Raw genomic sequence first — 16,026 nt, forward strand, 5'->3', positions numbered from 1 at the left:
GTGCAAATAAATGTCGCACTTGCGGCTATTTTTTTGTCTACTGTTTAGCAGTCGTTATGGCAGTTTGACAGGACAACCGTAAGGTTGGCTGAGCCTAGATTCAGTATTTCCTACTCCTGTTAAGCTGCCACCATCATCGTAGGAAAATGATGGCGGTAAGTAATTAAACTTATCTAGGACTACTGCTATGAACGCAATTCTTCATGGTGCAAACTCTTGCACACCTAAAAAACAAGCCTCGCAACTGATTGTTGAACTTGGCAAAACTATTTCAAATCCTCAACGTCAAACACTCGCCAATCTTTATATTGCTGTTGACACCGCAAATTCCTTACTCAACGAGCTTGAACAAGCCGATCAAATTATTCGTCAATGCATGCATGAAATGAATGATGAGCAAATTCTTAAAGTCGCAAAGCTCAATCAAAATAACAATTTATCGTCGCTCTGGGCATTTCGTACACATCAACGTCACAAGATGATTGAACGTGCACAACGTGTGCTATTTGGAGCTGGTCATGTCCAAGGCTAAGAAGAATAACAATCTTCTGATTTCGGGAGACTATCCTTTAATTGCTTCGCCGACGCTTGCAAAAGCGTATGGCGTTGCGGCCGCCGGTTTTCTGTAAAAATTTTATTATTATTAATAAAAACAACGAAGAAGAAAATTTTGCTCAAACCACTTATGATGCTATCTAACCTGATTAAAGAAATATTACGAAATCGATTGAGCTCCTCTGATTAAGATATCAATTGTTAATTCCACATTTGATAATTTAGTCTCTGAGTTTAGTGTAGGAACCAACCCAAATATAATAAATCTAATTTTCTACAAAAAGTTGAGATTCTGCGATTATATCGGGTAACACATAATAATTAAGTTCAATCATATCGCATGGTTTTAAAAATACCCTTGTGATTAAGTGCGATTTCTCGTACTAAATCACATTCACCCAAGATATCGCAATTTATTTGCGACTTGCAAAGCTGTTCACTACCTATTTCCTTAGACAGAATCGCAATATCGCACTTATAACAACAATAAAGGATTTAATTCTATGTATACAGATTTATTAATGGTTTCTAATCTTAAATGATTGGATTGAATTAGCTCCATCAAGATTTCATCAAAATATTTCACTTTCCTCAAATGTGAAGGAGCCCCTTTTAATGCCAAAGTTTTTAAGATTCGATTAGTATTCTGTTTGTTACACTTTGCAGTCAGATTTTTAATTAATTTTTCAGCATCACTTTCTTTATCTACTTCAACTTCTGTATATCTGAGCCATTCATTGAGTGAAAATCGAATTACTTCACACGCAACTGATAATATTTCTTTACTGATAAATGCTTTACCTTCAAAGTATGTAAGAACTGTAGCTAACCGTCGTGCAAGCTGACTTGCACGACTAGCAAAAGCTTGTAAATATTCATAACATTTTCCTCGTCCTTGCAAAAGTTCAATTTCATTATAAAATGCGAGGTCAACTTTTTTTGCCTCGTCATCTAACAGAATAACGTAACGTTGATTAGTAGACTCATTTAATAAAAATTTACAACGCTCCCAATACGCAATTAACCTGCAATCTGAACTGGCATCTTTATCTTGGCTTTCTTTATTCTGAAAACGTCTACCCGCTAAATTTTCAGGAACAGTAAGAATAAATCTTGCTAAAAAACCTTGGCCTCGAAGAACTGGATCTTTTAGAGCCTCTATTAAGATTTCCCTTTGTCCTTGCAAATTGAAAGTTAGTCTTACATCATGTGCCCTACCACTACCATTCAAATTAGATTTAGATCTAGTACGTTCAACTGATCCGTCGTCAAATAACTTTGTGAAACTTGCTACGGCTAAGTTACGTGTATCAGACTTCATCGTATGTCCACCAAAAAATTGCCCTGCCTCATCACTTGAAATCGAAGCGTCAATAATTGAGCCGTCAATATATAGACCAAGTAATGACTCAAGAGTAATATCACTAAATATGCTTGATGGGTCTTTGGGCTGATTATTTTCAACTAAAAAAGTCTTTTGTTCTTTTTTTACACAACTTGCTAAAGCATGAGTCCATTCCTGAAAGTTTTTCTGATATGCATCATACTTTCGCCGTTCATGTTCTTTAAGAGCATAATCTGCAAGTCTTTTACTTGTACTTTTTCTACTTCCACTTTGCCCTTCCGTAAGCAAAAATAAAGCACATGGTTCACCATAAATACTATAAAAATTAGGTGCATTTACCTTGCCCTGTGCAATATGCGAAATTGTACCCAGCACACATTGTGCAGCCATCGCAATGGGCGCTTGAACATATTCCGAAATTGCTTCAATAGCTTCTTTAATAATTTGAGGAAATCCATCAATTGGATAATCTAGTCTATCTGCCACAGTAAAAGATCCTGGTTGAATAATACAGCCCCAAGCCTCTGTTGTTTTGACTGTAGAATTAAGGCCATTTTGATCAGAAGAGCTATTTAAACTAAATTCTCCAATTTTAATTTGTTTATCAGAATCATTATCCATTATGGCTAGTATTTTTTCATCTTCAAACATTTCAGCATCATCAATTTAATTTTAAGAAAACCTCCCTAACTGCTTAAGATATATATGTATTTAATTTAAACAGAAGTTTTTACAAAGGAGGCGATTTAACTACAGAAAAGATTAAATGGCTATTTCAGTTCGCCAGCGAATTTCAAAATTTCATTCCGATTCCAACGTAACAAACGACCATGCCTTTTTGGAACTATCGGTCCATTTTCATAGATAGCCCATTTACGAAGGGTTTGGGGTTGCATGCCAAGAAGCTTAGCCGCTTCAGTTGTTGTTAGTAATAAGCTTTCTTGCTTCATGATGAAGCATCCTGTTCAATTGAATTAAGTATTTTTTAGTTGATTTCTATTGTTTTTATTAGTGTACAGATATATGTTAATTTCTTGACACTTGACAAACAAAGCATTAAATGAATTTAAAAAAAAGTGGGCGCCCACAGAAGACAGTAATTGATATCTTGAAAACATTAGTCTGGTTTGAATATGTAGCCGTTCAAGTTTTCCAAACATATCAAAAACGAAATGTCACTCCATCACAGAACGAAAAAAAATCTAATAAAGCAAGTCTAAAAAGTTTAGAAGTTTTTTTTGATCAAGAGGACTCAAATATTTGGTACAAATATTCGATTGGCTCAAACAGTCCAAACAGTGAAAGCCTAGCCTTGGTCGACAATAAAATTCCATGCTCTTCAATATACTTTAACCACCCGATTTGGAACTTTTTAAAAGCTCTACCTACTGGCAAACTTGATTTACGATTTTTTTATTCTCAATTAAGTGAAAACTCTAGACAACTTTTAGAAAGTAATGAAGTAACTTGTTTATTCAATTTTACTTATACAGACGGAAATGATTTTTCAAAATTTGAAAATTTGCTAGAATTTTATAGTTGTATTATTTATAGGTATTACCAAGCTAAATTTAAAATCGATCCCAAAGAGGTAGAAAAAATTTATTTTTACTTCTCTAGAAATACCAATCACATTTTGAACCAATTTGGCACAATCGGATATTTTTTATTAAAATTAATGCGACTTCACCTTCTTCAACCAGAAGATTCTGTATCAAGTAGCTTTACTATCGAATCCAATTTAAATCAACAGCAGACACTATCACGCATACTAAAAGAGATAAATCTGAATCCAAAAAGATATCAACCCCTCACAGAAAAATTTGATACTTTTCGTTTAGATGGTGATTCTTATAAAAATCCTAATACTTACATTTTTCTTGAGGATAATATCAGCTACCCATAATAGTCATAATAGTTGATATATTTTGCTTACCATGTGCTTACTAAATTCCTAAAACAAAAAACCACTTACGATTAAGTACACGTAAGTGGTTGTTTTATATGGTGGGCCCAGACAGACTTGAACTGTCGACCAACGGATTATGAGTCCGCTGCTCTAACCAACTGAGCTATAGGCCCAAATAACGTAAAACATTGAATAATCAATGATTATAAGCGAAATAAATATTAGCTAACTTGTTCATGAAACACAAGCGCTTATTAATTTATCCAATATTAAATCGCTTTGATTTTACCCGAGTGATTCTATCCGATATAGATCATTCGAGTAAAGTTAAGATCCTGATTTTTGATCATTAAACCTTCAATTAAAACAATAATGTAATTCTTACAATTGACTGTGCCTCCTCTCAGTTTGCTCATTATCAATCAATAAACAAAATAATAATGATTTTCATATACTTGTGTTTCTAATTTTTACAAAAGTCACTCTTATCTCTTCTTTTTATTTACTTCGCATTTAACAACAATAGTGAGTAAGAAATGTTTCATGTCATTTCTGATTTGTTGGCTTTAATAAAAAAGATTCAATTACATTTTGAGTACCACACAGCTATTAAAATTTATATATTTGATTCAATAAGTTGAGGAACATACCCATGTCTAATGTAGAATTTACAGATGTTGCCACTTTACGTCAAAGAGCACGTCAACATGTAGAAGAAGGTGCGGTAACTGAGGGTTATTCAGCAGATCGCGAAGAAATTCTTAAACTACTCAATGAAGCACTGGCGACTGAATTAATTTGTGTTCTACGCTACAAACGTCATTATTTTATGGCCCAAGGAGTTAAAGCATCTGTAGCTGCTGCCGAGTTTTTAGAGCACGCTACTCAGGAAGCTACACATGCAGATAATCTTGCAGAACGAATTGTGCAATTAGGTGGAGAGCCAAACTTTAGCCCCCGAGGTTTGGAAGAGCGTTCCCATGCTGAGTATGTAGAAGGCAGAACCCTCAAAGAAATGGTAACTGAAGATCTAGTTGCTGAACGTATCGCGATCGACTCTTATCGTGAAATTATTCAATATATTGGCGATAAAGATCCAACTACACGCCGTATTTTGGAAGATATTTTAGCTCAAGAAGAAGAACATGCCGATGATATGGCTGATATTTTAAGTGATCTTTGACAGATAAGCTTATTTAATGATCTCAGTTTAACCAAAATATAGACTTCATCATTGGCTAAACCAAAGCACGTCAGCATTTTATTTGATACCTCGTGCTTTGGTTTTTCATATAGAAATGCTATACATTGGTGAATATTTATAAAATCTATATGCTGATCATTGTTAATTTAGTTTATCAATATATTAAAAATAACTACCGCAAAAATTTTATCTTGTTGATTTAATAAAATATAACATCAGAACTAAATTTTATTTTTCAACAAAACAAGAATAATCAATAAGATACATACTTGAATACGCTTGATAAATACAGATAATAAGAATCACTCTTAACTACTCTTTTTGAACCATTTAAATGCGCAAACATGCTCTCAGTTCAGCGATCTCATTCATTTTATTTTCTGGGCTATCAACATCATTAATGGCAACGACAAATAATACACCTGTAGATGATGCTCACTCAAATGTACTCCCGATTATTTCCTTAAAAGCAAATGCAAAAGATGCTCAAACTGTAGCGACTCATGCGACTTCGGCCTTAAAGTCAGATGCTCCACTTTTCGAGACTGCACAATCTGTAAGTGTAATCACACGTGAGCAATTAGATCAAAAACAGGCGACGACTCTTTCTGATGCAATCAATGGTGTCGCAGGTGTGAGCGCAGGTTATCTTGGTCGCCGCGGTTGGGATGATTTCTTTATTCGAGGTCAAAACTCATCTGATCAAATTTTTATTGATGGTCTAAAACAAAGTCAATCTGCATCCGAAGGTGTCGCTGTGGAACTTTCGGGCATGGATCAGATTCAAATTATTAAAGGTCCTGCCTCTGTAAATTTTGGTTTGGTACAACCCGGCGGTATGATGAATTTAGTCACTAAGCGTCCGCAAGCGCAAAACTTTGCAAATACAGCATTGACCTATGGTAGTTATGATCTAAAACAAGCAACTTTTGATATGAACTATGCGCCAAATCAAACAGAAAAAGGGGCTTTTCGTCTGACAGGTCGTATTGCCGATCAGGATGATCCAACGGATTACGTCTATTTTAAAAATTTCTATATCTCCCCTTCATATCATTTTGATTTAGGAGATAAAGCTGATTTATCGGTTATTGCAAGCTATCAGCATCGCAAATATATGCGTCAACAAGGCATCCCTGTCATTGGAACATTAAAATATAATCCAAATGGCCCAATCGACCGTGATTTATATATTGGTGAACCCGAATTTGGAGGTTATGAGGGAGATGTTTATCGTACCGGATGGACGTATAACTACAATTTTGATAATGGCTGGAAGTTTACTCAAAATGCCGCCATCCAAAAATTACAATCGACTGGCCGAGTTGTTTTTACTCAAACAGGCTCCTCATTTTGGGCGGCAAACACGCCTGCCTATACAACTCTAAATCGTAGCAATAATGGTCGTTATCAAACTCACGATATTACCACCTATTCGATTGATAATAGTATTCAACGCAGTTTTAATTTATTAAACATGGTTCATGATCTGAATATTGGTATAGATGCCATGCAGACCAAAGATGATTATGTCAATGATCGGTATACCACGGGTAATCTTAATATATATCAACCTATTTATAGCCAGACCGTAAGCTATGTCAAGAACAACAGTACTCAAGATATTAATCGTTTACGTTATACAGGCTTGTATATGCGGGATCGCATCAACCTTACTGATAAAATCATTTTAACTTTGGCGGGTCGTCAAGACTGGGCTCAAGCTTCAGAGGTGGATCAGGAAATTTGAACAACACTTATAAGTGATATTTTGCTCCCCAAATGATGTTATAAACATCAATATATGGAGTATTTTATGGCACGTAGACCAAGAAGAAATCATTCAAATGATTTTAAAGCTAAGGTAGCACTTGCTGCGATTAAAGCAGAAAAAACACTTGCTGAATTGAGTGCTGAATTTGATGTTCATCAAAACCAAATTATCGACTGGAAAAATCAACTGATTTCAGCTTCCTCGCAAGCTTTCGATCAATCAAAAGCTCCAACAGAACCACCCATCGATCTAAAAAAACTACATGCAAAAATCGGTGAGCAGGCATTAGAAATTGATTTTTTAGAAGGTGTGTTGAAGAAACTGGGCCGCTTCAACCACAAAAGTTAATCGATGACTCACTTCAGATTTCAGTATCTAAGCAAGCTCAGCTGCTGAAAGTCTCCCGTGGTTGTTATTACTATCGCCCAAAACCTGTGAGTGCATCAGATCTGAAGCTAATGCGGTGTATGGATGAGTTACATATGCAATACCCTTTTGCAGGTAGCCGGATGATGCGTGATTTGTTGAATCGTCAAGGACATCATATAGGACGACGTCATACACGTACTTTAATGAAGAAAATGGGCATTAATGCGTTATATTGCAAACCAAATTTAAGCCAGGCTAATCAAGCTCACCGCAAATATCCATATCTGCTCAAAGGATTGGCTATTCAGCGCAGTAATCAAGTGTGGTCTACGGATATAACGTATATCCCTATGGCAAAAGGCTTTGTTTATTTATGTGCTGTGATTGATTGGCATAGCCGCAAGGTACTTGCGCATAGAGTATCGATTAGTATGGAGGTTACATTTTGCATAGAAACATTAAATGAAGCTATTGAAAAATATGGTCGACCTGAAATATTTAATACAGACCAAGGCAGTCAGTTTACCAGTGATGCATTTATTGATGTATTGAAATCAAATGGCATTCAAATCAGTATGGATGGTAAAGGTCGATGGGTTGATAATGTGATGGTTGAACGATTATGGCGGAGCGTTAAATATGAAGAGGTGTATCTCAAAGCCTACAGCAATGTTTTGGATGCGAAGAAGCAATTAAACGCATATTTTGAATTTTATAATTTGAAACGACCTCATTCGAGTCTGGACAAAATGACTCCAGATGAGTTTTACTATGACCAGCTACCACAACAAAATAAGGTAGCTTAACTAGAGCAGAGTATCACTTATAAATAAGCTTTTAGTTGTTCAAACATGTGGGACCACCTCTCTTCTACTCAAAATGTCTCTAAAAATGGTATTGCCAATAAATTAGAGCAAATCCCGAATTCTGATCAAAAATTTACGGGTAATGCTGGTTTGCTCTATAACATAAACGACATGATTGCTCCATATGCCAGCTATGCAACTTCATTTTTACCCAATACTCGAACGGATGTATCAGGTAATATTCTTGCCCCAGAAACAGGAAAGCAGCTTGAGTTCGGTCTAAAGTTACAAAGTCTGAATCAACGTATTCAGGGCAGTATTGCCCTATACGATTTACGTCGCCAAAATGTCGCCACGATAGATCCTAATAATTCAGGCGCTTATGTTTTGAATGGTGAACAGCAAACACGTGGTATAGAAGCGGAAATTAATGCTTATTTATTAGATCGTTTGAAACTATCCGCAAGTTATAGCCATCTTTTTGATGCCAAAATTACAAAAGATACCGTTCTAAGTAATATTGGTTTAGGCTTGAATAACGTTCCGCAGAATACCTATAGTCTGTCCTCTCGCTATTATCTGACTGAAAATGATTTTGGTTGGTATGTGGGTGGTGCCATTCGTGGTGAAAGCTCAAAGTCATATAATGGTCTGGATGTACACACTCCATCGTATATACTTTACGATGCAGAAACTGGTTATGAAGCGGTATATTGGGGAGCACAACTGTCTATCAAAAATTTATTTGATAAAGATTATTATGCAGGATTGCTCAATAGCAATATGGTTACGCTTGGAAACCCACGACAAATTAATTTTACGGTGAAATTTAAATATTAAAGTCTTGAATTCAACGTTCTAATTATTCAGATTTTATTATTTCGACTTTATATTTTAAGGCGCTACATACACCTTATTTATTTTTTTTAACGATTAAAAAAGGCGCATATATGCGCCATTTTTCCTTGTAACCATAGAATATGAATTAGGATATTCTAACGTTGCTGTTGATTAGATCGCTTTTGCTGGTCTTTTTGCTGATTTGGATTTTGCTGTTCTTGCTGACGTTGTTTGTCAGACTGTTGGTTATGCTGAGGTTGCTTAGACGGATTCGACTGTTGATCTTGTGACTGACCTTGTTGACGTTGATTAGACATAACAATGTTCCTCTTTTTCCTTTTTAAATCACCTTAGTCATTTAGAACTTAGCCATTTAAAATTAAGCTCAAACCTAAGATGTCCGTTCATGCTAGACCATAAGTTACGTTTACAATAATTCGGTATGTAAGATTATTTAATCTTATGTAAGATCAAAAATATAATTTTTTTTGTATTTTTTTTAAACAAGAATAGTTTAGCTTCTATTTCCACATTTCAATAAGAAAATAACTCACCTAATGTCACGGATCCTTACTCAAACTTACGCCTAAGTCTCCCTAAAATTTTATACAAGCGTATAAAAATATCTTTTTACTTCTTGTTTTTTCATTAAAGCTGCCTAAACTATGCCGATCTTTAGAGGATGTTCATCATGAAAAAGCAACTTGCTAAGTCTATTTTCAAACTTTCTGGCTGGTCATATCACATCGAACCCAATATTTTGGAAAACAAACAAGTGCTTATTGGCTTTGAGCACACCTCTAATATGGATGCCGTACTTTCACTGGCGCTGTTTGAGATTTTGGATATTAAAATTCATACACTGATTAAAAAAGAGCTTTTTAAAGGGCCGTTGAAACCCCTATTAGAAAAAATAGGAGGGATTCCCGTTGATCGTAAAGCCAGTAAAGATATCGTCTCACAAATGGTTGAGTTATTTGAAACGCATGAAAGCTTCAATCTGGTGATTGCTCCAGAAGGAACCCGTGCAAAAAATGGCGAAGCACGTAAACCTATTCGTACAGGTTTTTGGCATATTGCAAAAGCAGCCAATGTTCCAATCGTGATGATGTATGCCAATGCGAAAACCAAACAAGGTGGCATTTTAGGCAAAATTTATCCTTCCGATCTCAATCAGGATTTGCAAACCATCCAACGACTTTATAAAGAAAAAGTTGGGTTAGATGTATGTATTCCAGAATCTAAACAATAACGTTTGTTGATTTTTCAAAAGCCAACCTCTTCCTCCTAAAAATAGGCTTATGGTAGAATCTGCACAATTTGATCGGGTACTCTCCCCCATCCTTAAGGAGCATATTGCAACATGGCAGGTCATTCCAAATGGGCAAACACCAAGCATCGTAAAGCAAAACAAGATGCCAGCCGTGCTAAAGTTTTTACCAAATACATTCGTGAAATTGTCACCGCAGCAAAATTGGGTGGCGCTGAGGCAGCAAGTAACCCGCGTTTACGTGCTGTAGTTGAAAAAGCATTGTCGGTAAATATGACCCGCGATGCCATTAATCGTGCGATTCAGCGCGGTGCTGGCGGTGAAGATAATGATGATCTCAACGAAGTCACCTATGAAGGATATGGCGTCGGCGGTGTTGCGGTTTTAGTTGAAACCATGACGGATAACCTGAATCGTACTGTACCTGATGTTCGCCATTGCTTTAGCAAAACCAATGGAAACTTAGGCACGAATGGTTCTGTGTCTTATCTATTTACCAAGCGTGGTGAAATCAGCTTTGAAGATGTGTCTTTAGAAGACAAAATCATGGAAGTGGCACTCGAAGCTGGTGCAGATGATATTGAAATTGAAGAAGACGGTATTTTAGTCATTACTTCGCCTGAAAGCTTTGGTGATGTACAAGATGCATTGACAGCAGCAGATTTAAAATCTGACAATGCCGAAGTGGTAATGAGTCCATCGACCAAAGCAGAAATTACAGATATCGAGCAAGCAAAACAAATCTTGAAAATGATTGATATGCTTGAAGATCTGGATGATGTGCAAAACGTCTATACCAATGTTGAATTTTCAGACGATGTATTAGCACAACTTGATGCTTAATATGACTTAAAAAGAACGCGCTTGATGCGCGTTTTTTTATACTTTATTTAAAAGCTTATAGCAGTTAAATACATTATATTCCTTAATTACGAAACTTGAATGAAGTGCTACGACATTGTCAATTTTTCCAATTCTACGCAGCAAAATATCACTATAATCATCCATATTTCGGGCAACCAATTCTAAAATAAAATCAGCACTCTGCCCTGTTACCAAAAATGCATTGGTGACTTCTGGAATATCTTCAATTTCAGTTAAAAATTTATCAAAGGTTTCGGTATCATGTTTACTTAAAGAAACTTGTAGCAAGATATGCAAAGTAAACCCAAGCTTCGCAAAATTAATATCACGCTTTAGACTGCTCATGATATTGGTTTCTATTAAATGCTTAATACGTCGATGCACCGAACTGACTGAAAGACTGATCCGCTCAGAAAGTTCATTTAGATTGACATCTTCATGGGTTAATATTTCAAGAATTTGTTTGTCAAAACGATCGAGTTCCATCGTTACTCCACAAGCTTAATCGTGATATTTGAGTGTATTGGAACTTTTATAATGCTTGAATTTTTACAGGGTCAAGGGAAAACATCTGTTTACTTGTGACGACTCTTTCACCGATAAGTGAATTCATCTTGCAATTAACTTGTGGTCAATCCTGTCAAAGCTGAGTCGAGACCTTTTGGGCTAGATCTGCGTATCTCCCAATCCGCAGACCACTCTTCTCAATCCCCATCACACCCTGATCTATAAAGTACCAATATCTGTACGAGATTATTTCCCTAAAATAAGAAAAAACCAAGCTAAATCTAAATTATTTTTCATTAAAAATAAATTTTATGTAATTTATTTCCAAATTATGATAATTAATTGACTATAACTGTCAGCTTACCGCCTATAATTAATAAAATTTACTTTAAAAACCAAGAGAGAAAGAGCGATCGACCTCTAAAGGAATATTTAGATAATTGCAATAAATTGGAACATGCATGATTTATTTTAGGACTTTTTAATGCCGATTATTCTGAATAAAAAATTTAGAGTTTTCAAAGATTAGATATAGTTATCTTATTTAATTCTTTTTTTTCATATTCACTAATTTTTTGGATGTTTTTCAACCAAACACAAAAGACTCATTAGTCTGTCTTAATTATTGGCATTATTCTTGTTAGTAAGAACACGAAGCTTTTTTTGATTTCAGCTTTTACCATTATCCTTGGAGTTATCGTGATCAAACTTAATAAATTAGTACTCTGTATGAGTACATTAGGGCTCTCTACAATCTCACTTCCAACATTTGCAGCAGCAACTGAACAACAAGAAATTCAACAATTACGTGCAGAAGTCGCAGAACTTCGCGCTTTGATTCAACAACAGACGGTAACTCAGAAACAAATCGTGGCAGAGCAAAAAGCACGTCCAGTTGTTGTGGCTTCTGCACCTGCGGTGGTCGTGGCACAAGCTCCTGCCGCACCTGCGCCTGCTAATGCAAAACCAGGTTGGTTCACTCTACCAGATGGTCAAACTCAGGTTAAACTTTATGGTAGCGTCCGTGCAGATGCGACTTATGACTTTAAAGGTACCAATGCAGATACCACCAATATCAATAACCCAACCAACAAAGTTCCTTTAAACTCTGCCAATGCGACCGAAGATGCACTGAATGTGACTGCGGCAACGACTCGTTTTGGATTGGATTTCTCTCGTCCAAGTGATATTGGTGAGATTACTGGTAAAATTGAAGCCGACTTTATGGGCTCGTCTGGCACAAACGGAACGGGATCATTACGTGTTCGTCATGCCTATGTTAATGTTGGAAAATGGTTGGCAGGTCAAACCACTTCTCCATTTGTAAACGTTGATACCGCACCTGAAACAGTCGACTTCAATGGCCCAATGGGCTATGGATCAACACGTACCGTTCAGGTTCGTTATACTCAGCCAATTGATGCCAATCAAAAACTGTTACTGGCATTAGAAGGCGGTGATGTGGATAACATTACCACAGGCAATACCACAGTGAATGCAAATGGTGTCACCTCAAGTGGTGGTAACCGTTTTCCTGCATTCACTGCACGTTATGATTTTAAAACGGCTGATAATAAATTCTTAGTTCAAGCACATGCACTTTTGCATGAAAATCGTATCTCAAGCAATGACAGTAACGACGAAGAGAAACTGGGCTGGGGGATTGGTTTAGGCGCAAAATATAAAATTACCGATGTAGATACCGTATTTGCTAACTACTATCATGTTAAGGGTGATAACCGTTATTTACTTTATGGCAACCCTGCTTATGTTGCTTCAAGCAATACTGATGGTAGCTTGAATATTTCAGAAAGTGAGTTTAACTCTGGCCTGATTGGATATTCACGTACATGGAGTCCAAAACTGAGATCAACGATTGCTGCGGGCGGTATTTGGTATAAAGACGACAATGGCTACGCTGATTTTGCTTCACGTGCAGCAACTACGGCAGCAACCCGTGATGGCTTGAATAAAACGTTGTATAACATCATCGTCAATTCATTCTATAGTCCAACCAAAGCGATTGATTTGGGTGTGGAATATACCTATGGTCAACGTAAGATTTTTGAACAGCTTGATCCAAATAAATCAGACGATGGTGATTATTCACGTCTAAACTTGATGGCTAAATATAACTTCTAGGTTTTTTGCGATTTAGAAAACCACAGATATATTCTGTGGTTTTTTATTACAAATCTTTATATTTAAGCAATAAAAAAGAGCCGATATCTCGGCTCTCCTTTCAACTACATAGACTTAATGCATCATCTGGATCTTGTCTAAAAATAATTTGGCACGATCATGACGTGCATGTAAATTACCGAAAAATTCGCTAGTCGCACAATCTTCCAGAATTTTACCTTCATCCATAAAAATGACGCGATTCGATACACGTTTGGCAAAGCCCATTTCATGCGTTACACACATCATAGTCATGCCTTCGTTTGCAAGCTGCATCATGACTTCTAAAACTTCACCGACCATCTCAGGGTCAAGCGCAGATGTAGGCTCATCAAACAACATACAAATCGGATCCATCGAAAGACCACGCGCAATCGCGACACGTTGCTGCTGACCACCAGACAACTGTCCTGGAAATTTGTCTTTGTGAGCCAGTAAACCGACCCGTTCCAGATACTTGATTCCCTTTTCACGTGCTTCAACGGATGAACGCTTGAGCACCTTAACTTGAGCCACAGTTAAATTCTCAAGCACTGTCATGTGGGGAAAGAGTTCAAAATGCTGGAAGACCATTCCGACTTTGGAACGAAATTTGGCAAGATTAGTTTTAGGATCGCGTAATGACACGCCATCTACCAAAATATTACCTTCCTGAATCGGTTCCAATGCATTAACTGTTTTAATCAATGTCGATTTTCCAGAACCTGAAGGCCCACAAACCACAACCACTTCACCTTTTTCAATACTGGTAGTGCAATCTGTTAAAACCTGAAAATCACCATACCATTTAGAGATATGTTGGATGTCTATCATTGGCATTTAAAATCTCCAATTAGCGAATGATGGCAATTTTCTGCTGTAATCGTTTCACGAGTTGCGAAAGCAAGAACGAACTACAGAAATAAACCAGTGCTACAATAAAATAAAAAGTTGCTTTAGTTTCAGGCCCATAGGTATTCGCCAGTGTATCGGCACGACCTAAAAAGTCAGGTGCGCTGATGACATAAACCAGTGAAATATCCTGAAATAAAATAATCGTTTGTGTCAAAAGTACAGGTAACATATTGCGAAAAGCCTGTGGTAACACCACATATTTCATGGATTGACCGTAGGTAAAACCCAATGCATAACCTGCATTCACCTGACCTTTAGAGACAGACTGGATACCCGAACGCACAATTTCTGAAAAGAATGCAGCTTCAAAAATCGCAAACGTTACCACACTGGAAAAAAGTGGGCCCCAGTAGGTATCTGATTGGAAGGCAAACACTTTTGGCAACAGAAAATAGAAGATAAAAATGACCTGAATCAGTGGAATGCCACGAAAAACATCCACATAAAACTTGGCAAAATTACGTGCCACAAAGTTATTGGATAAACGCATCATTGCCAAAGGTGTACCAATCAGGATGCCGCCAATCATCGATAGGACTGTCACCGTCAGGGTAAAAATAAAACCTTCTTTTAATGCATGAATCACATCAGGATTTTGTAATAAACTAAAGTCCATATTACTTCCCTCCTGAACCTAAACCAGGCACAGCCATTCTTTTTTCAATCCATGCCATCACAAATTTAATGCCATAGGTAATGATGAGATAAACAGGTGTAGATAAAATGAGAATCACAATATCCTGAGAAGTCTCTTCACGCATGGTTTTGGTATAAGCAAAGAAGTTCAATACACTTAAGGCATACAGCACCGCTGAGTTCTTAAATACATTCATGGCTTCAGATGTAATTGTTGGCCAAACGATACGATATGCAACAGGTAAAACTACATAGCGATAGCTTTGTCCTGTGGTAAAACCCAGCGCAGACGCCGCATATTTTTGACCACGTGAGACTGTGCTAATACCTGCACGAACATGTTCAGAAACTCGCGCGGCCGTATAAAGTCCCAACGCAAAAACACCAATAACAGCAGGATGCGTGTTTAAAATATTTTTCCACCAACCTCCCGCAACGATATCTCCACTGCCTGAACTCAAACTATCTGGTAAAAACTCAGGAAATACAAAAGCCCAGAAGAAAAGCTGTACGATTAAAGGAATATTACGAAAAATCTCAACATAGCAATTCCCAATAAATGCTAAAGGCTTATTAGGTAAAGTTCGAATAATGCCGAGTAATGAGCCCAAGAAAAATGCAATCAAAAATGCAGCAAATGATGTCCAAACCATGGTAAATACGCCTGAACCTAACATTTGAAGCCATGTAGGTGCATCGGCGTAAGGAGAATAACTTGCGCTACCTAATGCTTTACAGACAGACTCAGCCCACGCAGCTTTATCCAGTCCATATTCATTCGATTCAGCACAAAATGCAGTCCAGTTTAATGAGCCAACTGACATAGCTGCCCCTTTTATTAAAGTTCAAAAAAGCACAGCTCATGCAGCTAA

General features: G+C 36.9%; 14 protein-coding genes, 1 tRNA gene and 2 pseudogenes. 9 read left to right on the top strand and 8 right to left on the bottom strand.

The features are described from left to right. The first annotated feature begins 187 nt into the window (after positions 1 to 187). Complete coding sequence (locus EGS47_RS16395) at positions 188 to 532, top strand: hypothetical protein (RefSeq protein ID WP_004682302.1); 345 nt, start codon at positions 188 to 190, stop codon at positions 530 to 532. Positions 533 to 1,030: 498 nt separating this feature from the next. Here EGS47_RS16395 and EGS47_RS16400 read toward each other — a convergent pair whose 3' ends face one another. Both EGS47_RS16400 and EGS47_RS16405 read right to left on the bottom strand, forming a co-directional pair. Then, complete coding sequence (locus tag EGS47_RS16400; protein WP_228711824.1) at positions 1,031 to 2,551, bottom strand: DUF3987 domain-containing protein; 1,521 nt, start codon at positions 2,549 to 2,551, stop codon at positions 1,031 to 1,033. A 119-nt stretch (positions 2,552 to 2,670) separates the two neighbouring features. Further along, on the bottom strand, positions 2,671 to 2,850 hold the full coding sequence (locus tag EGS47_RS16405; protein ID WP_125269826.1) for a helix-turn-helix domain-containing protein: 180 nt from the start codon (positions 2,848 to 2,850) through the stop codon (positions 2,671 to 2,673). A 110-nt stretch (positions 2,851 to 2,960) separates the two neighbouring features. On the opposite strand from EGS47_RS16405, the gene EGS47_RS16410 reads away from it, so the two are divergent. Then, the gene (locus EGS47_RS16410; protein WP_125269827.1) at positions 2,961 to 3,806 is read left to right on the top strand and encodes a hypothetical protein; all 846 of its coding nucleotides are present in this window, start codon (positions 2,961 to 2,963) and stop codon (positions 3,804 to 3,806) included. A gap of 99 nt (positions 3,807 to 3,905) precedes the next feature. Here EGS47_RS16410 and EGS47_RS16415 read toward each other — a convergent pair. Further along, positions 3,906 to 3,982: transfer RNA gene (locus EGS47_RS16415), tRNA-Ile, on the bottom strand. Between the two features lie 479 nt (positions 3,983 to 4,461). Here EGS47_RS16415 and EGS47_RS16420 point away from each other — a divergent pair. The 4 genes and pseudogenes from EGS47_RS16420 to EGS47_RS16435 form a co-directional block, all read left to right on the top strand. After that, positions 4,462 to 4,992, top strand: coding sequence for a ferritin-like domain-containing protein (locus EGS47_RS16420; protein ID WP_005004097.1), 531 nt, complete (start codon positions 4,462 to 4,464; stop codon positions 4,990 to 4,992). A 355-nt stretch (positions 4,993 to 5,347) separates the two neighbouring features. Continuing rightward, positions 5,348 to 6,736, top strand: a pseudogene (locus tag EGS47_RS16425) (TonB-dependent siderophore receptor); the annotation flags it as partial. A 93-nt stretch (positions 6,737 to 6,829) separates the two neighbouring features. Continuing rightward, positions 6,830 to 7,962, top strand: a protein-coding gene (locus tag EGS47_RS16430; RefSeq protein WP_223235881.1) for an IS3 family transposase whose coding sequence is annotated in 2 segments (ribosomal slippage) — positions 6,830 to 7,082 and positions 7,082 to 7,962 — 1,134 coding nt in all. Because the reading frame shifts where the segments join, the coding sequence is not laid out codon by codon here. Between the two features lie 60 nt (positions 7,963 to 8,022). Beyond that, positions 8,023 to 8,802: pseudogene (locus EGS47_RS16435) on the top strand (TonB-dependent siderophore receptor); the annotation flags it as partial. A gap of 155 nt (positions 8,803 to 8,957) precedes the next feature. Here the strand turns inward: EGS47_RS16435 and EGS47_RS18460 are convergent. Next, the gene (locus EGS47_RS18460; RefSeq protein ID WP_005004094.1) at positions 8,958 to 9,119 is read right to left on the bottom strand and encodes a hypothetical protein; all 162 of its coding nucleotides are present in this window, start codon (positions 9,117 to 9,119) and stop codon (positions 8,958 to 8,960) included. Between the two features lie 374 nt (positions 9,120 to 9,493). Between EGS47_RS18460 and EGS47_RS16440 the strand changes: the two genes are divergently transcribed. Together EGS47_RS16440 and EGS47_RS16445 are read left to right on the top strand one after the other, a co-directional pair. Next, on the top strand, positions 9,494 to 10,054 hold the full coding sequence (locus EGS47_RS16440; protein ID WP_004989238.1) for a 1-acyl-sn-glycerol-3-phosphate acyltransferase: 561 nt from the start codon (positions 9,494 to 9,496) through the stop codon (positions 10,052 to 10,054). 111 nt (positions 10,055 to 10,165) lie between these two features. Then, entirely contained in the window at positions 10,166 to 10,915 is a 750-nt protein-coding gene (locus EGS47_RS16445) for a YebC/PmpR family DNA-binding transcriptional regulator (protein ID WP_005004093.1), read from the top strand. Positions 10,916 to 10,951: 36 nt separating this feature from the next. Here EGS47_RS16445 and EGS47_RS16450 read toward each other — a convergent pair whose 3' ends face one another. Continuing rightward, on the bottom strand, positions 10,952 to 11,422 hold the full coding sequence (locus EGS47_RS16450) for an Lrp/AsnC family transcriptional regulator (protein ID WP_004989241.1): 471 nt from the start codon (positions 11,420 to 11,422) through the stop codon (positions 10,952 to 10,954). A 720-nt stretch (positions 11,423 to 12,142) separates the two neighbouring features. Here EGS47_RS16450 and EGS47_RS16455 point away from each other — a divergent pair. Next, positions 12,143 to 13,585, top strand: coding sequence for a DcaP family trimeric outer membrane transporter (locus EGS47_RS16455; protein WP_125269828.1), 1,443 nt, complete (start codon positions 12,143 to 12,145; stop codon positions 13,583 to 13,585). A 114-nt stretch (positions 13,586 to 13,699) separates the two neighbouring features. On the opposite strand, the gene EGS47_RS16460 is transcribed toward EGS47_RS16455, so the two are convergent. From EGS47_RS16460 to EGS47_RS16470, 3 genes are read right to left on the bottom strand one after another with little or no spacing between them, the layout of a single operon-like run. After that, positions 13,700 to 14,443, bottom strand: a complete 744-nt coding sequence (locus EGS47_RS16460) for an amino acid ABC transporter ATP-binding protein (RefSeq protein WP_004989245.1) — start codon at positions 14,441 to 14,443, stop codon at positions 13,700 to 13,702. A 13-nt stretch (positions 14,444 to 14,456) separates the two neighbouring features. Beyond that, positions 14,457 to 15,134 carry an amino acid ABC transporter permease gene (locus EGS47_RS16465; protein WP_004989246.1) on the bottom strand — a complete coding sequence of 226 codons (678 nt, stop codon included), beginning with the start codon at positions 15,132 to 15,134 and terminating at the stop codon, positions 14,457 to 14,459. Position 15,135: 1 nt separating this feature from the next. Beyond that, entirely contained in the window at positions 15,136 to 15,978 is an 843-nt protein-coding gene (locus tag EGS47_RS16470) for an amino acid ABC transporter permease (protein WP_004989247.1), read from the bottom strand. Positions 15,979 to 16,026: the final 48 nt, after the last annotated feature.

It is taken from the genome of Acinetobacter sp. FDAARGOS_515 (assembly GCF_003938865.1).
GTDB lineage: Bacteria > Pseudomonadota > Gammaproteobacteria > Pseudomonadales > Moraxellaceae > Acinetobacter > Acinetobacter ursingii.

Bases quoted from the DNA above. Each gene is read 5' to 3' on its own strand.
- EGS47_RS18460 (WP_005004094.1), bottom strand. From the start codon at position 9,119: ATGTCTAATCAACGTCAACAAGGTCAGTCACAAGATCAACAGTCGAAT.
- EGS47_RS16405 (WP_125269826.1), bottom strand. From the start codon at position 2,850: ATGAAGCAAGAAAGCTTATTACTAACAACAACTGAAGCGGCTAAGCTT.
- EGS47_RS16470 (WP_004989247.1), bottom strand. From the start codon at position 15,978: ATGTCAGTTGGCTCATTAAACTGGACTGCATTTTGTGCTGAATCGAAT.
- EGS47_RS16460 (WP_004989245.1), bottom strand. From the start codon at position 14,443: ATGCCAATGATAGACATCCAACATATCTCTAAATGGTATGGTGATTTT.
- EGS47_RS16395 (WP_004682302.1), top strand. From the start codon at position 188: ATGAACGCAATTCTTCATGGTGCAAACTCTTGCACACCTAAAAAACAA.
- EGS47_RS16410 (WP_125269827.1), top strand. From the start codon at position 2,961: ATGAATTTAAAAAAAAGTGGGCGCCCACAGAAGACAGTAATTGATATC.
- EGS47_RS16440 (WP_004989238.1), top strand. From the start codon at position 9,494: ATGAAAAAGCAACTTGCTAAGTCTATTTTCAAACTTTCTGGCTGGTCA.
- EGS47_RS16420 (WP_005004097.1), top strand. From the start codon at position 4,462: ATGTCTAATGTAGAATTTACAGATGTTGCCACTTTACGTCAAAGAGCA.
- EGS47_RS16450 (WP_004989241.1), bottom strand. From the start codon at position 11,422: ATGGAACTCGATCGTTTTGACAAACAAATTCTTGAAATATTAACCCAT.
- EGS47_RS16445 (WP_005004093.1), top strand. From the start codon at position 10,166: ATGGCAGGTCATTCCAAATGGGCAAACACCAAGCATCGTAAAGCAAAA.
- EGS47_RS16400 (WP_228711824.1), bottom strand. From the start codon at position 2,551: ATGTTTGAAGATGAAAAAATACTAGCCATAATGGATAATGATTCTGAT.
- EGS47_RS16465 (WP_004989246.1), bottom strand. From the start codon at position 15,134: ATGGACTTTAGTTTATTACAAAATCCTGATGTGATTCATGCATTAAAA.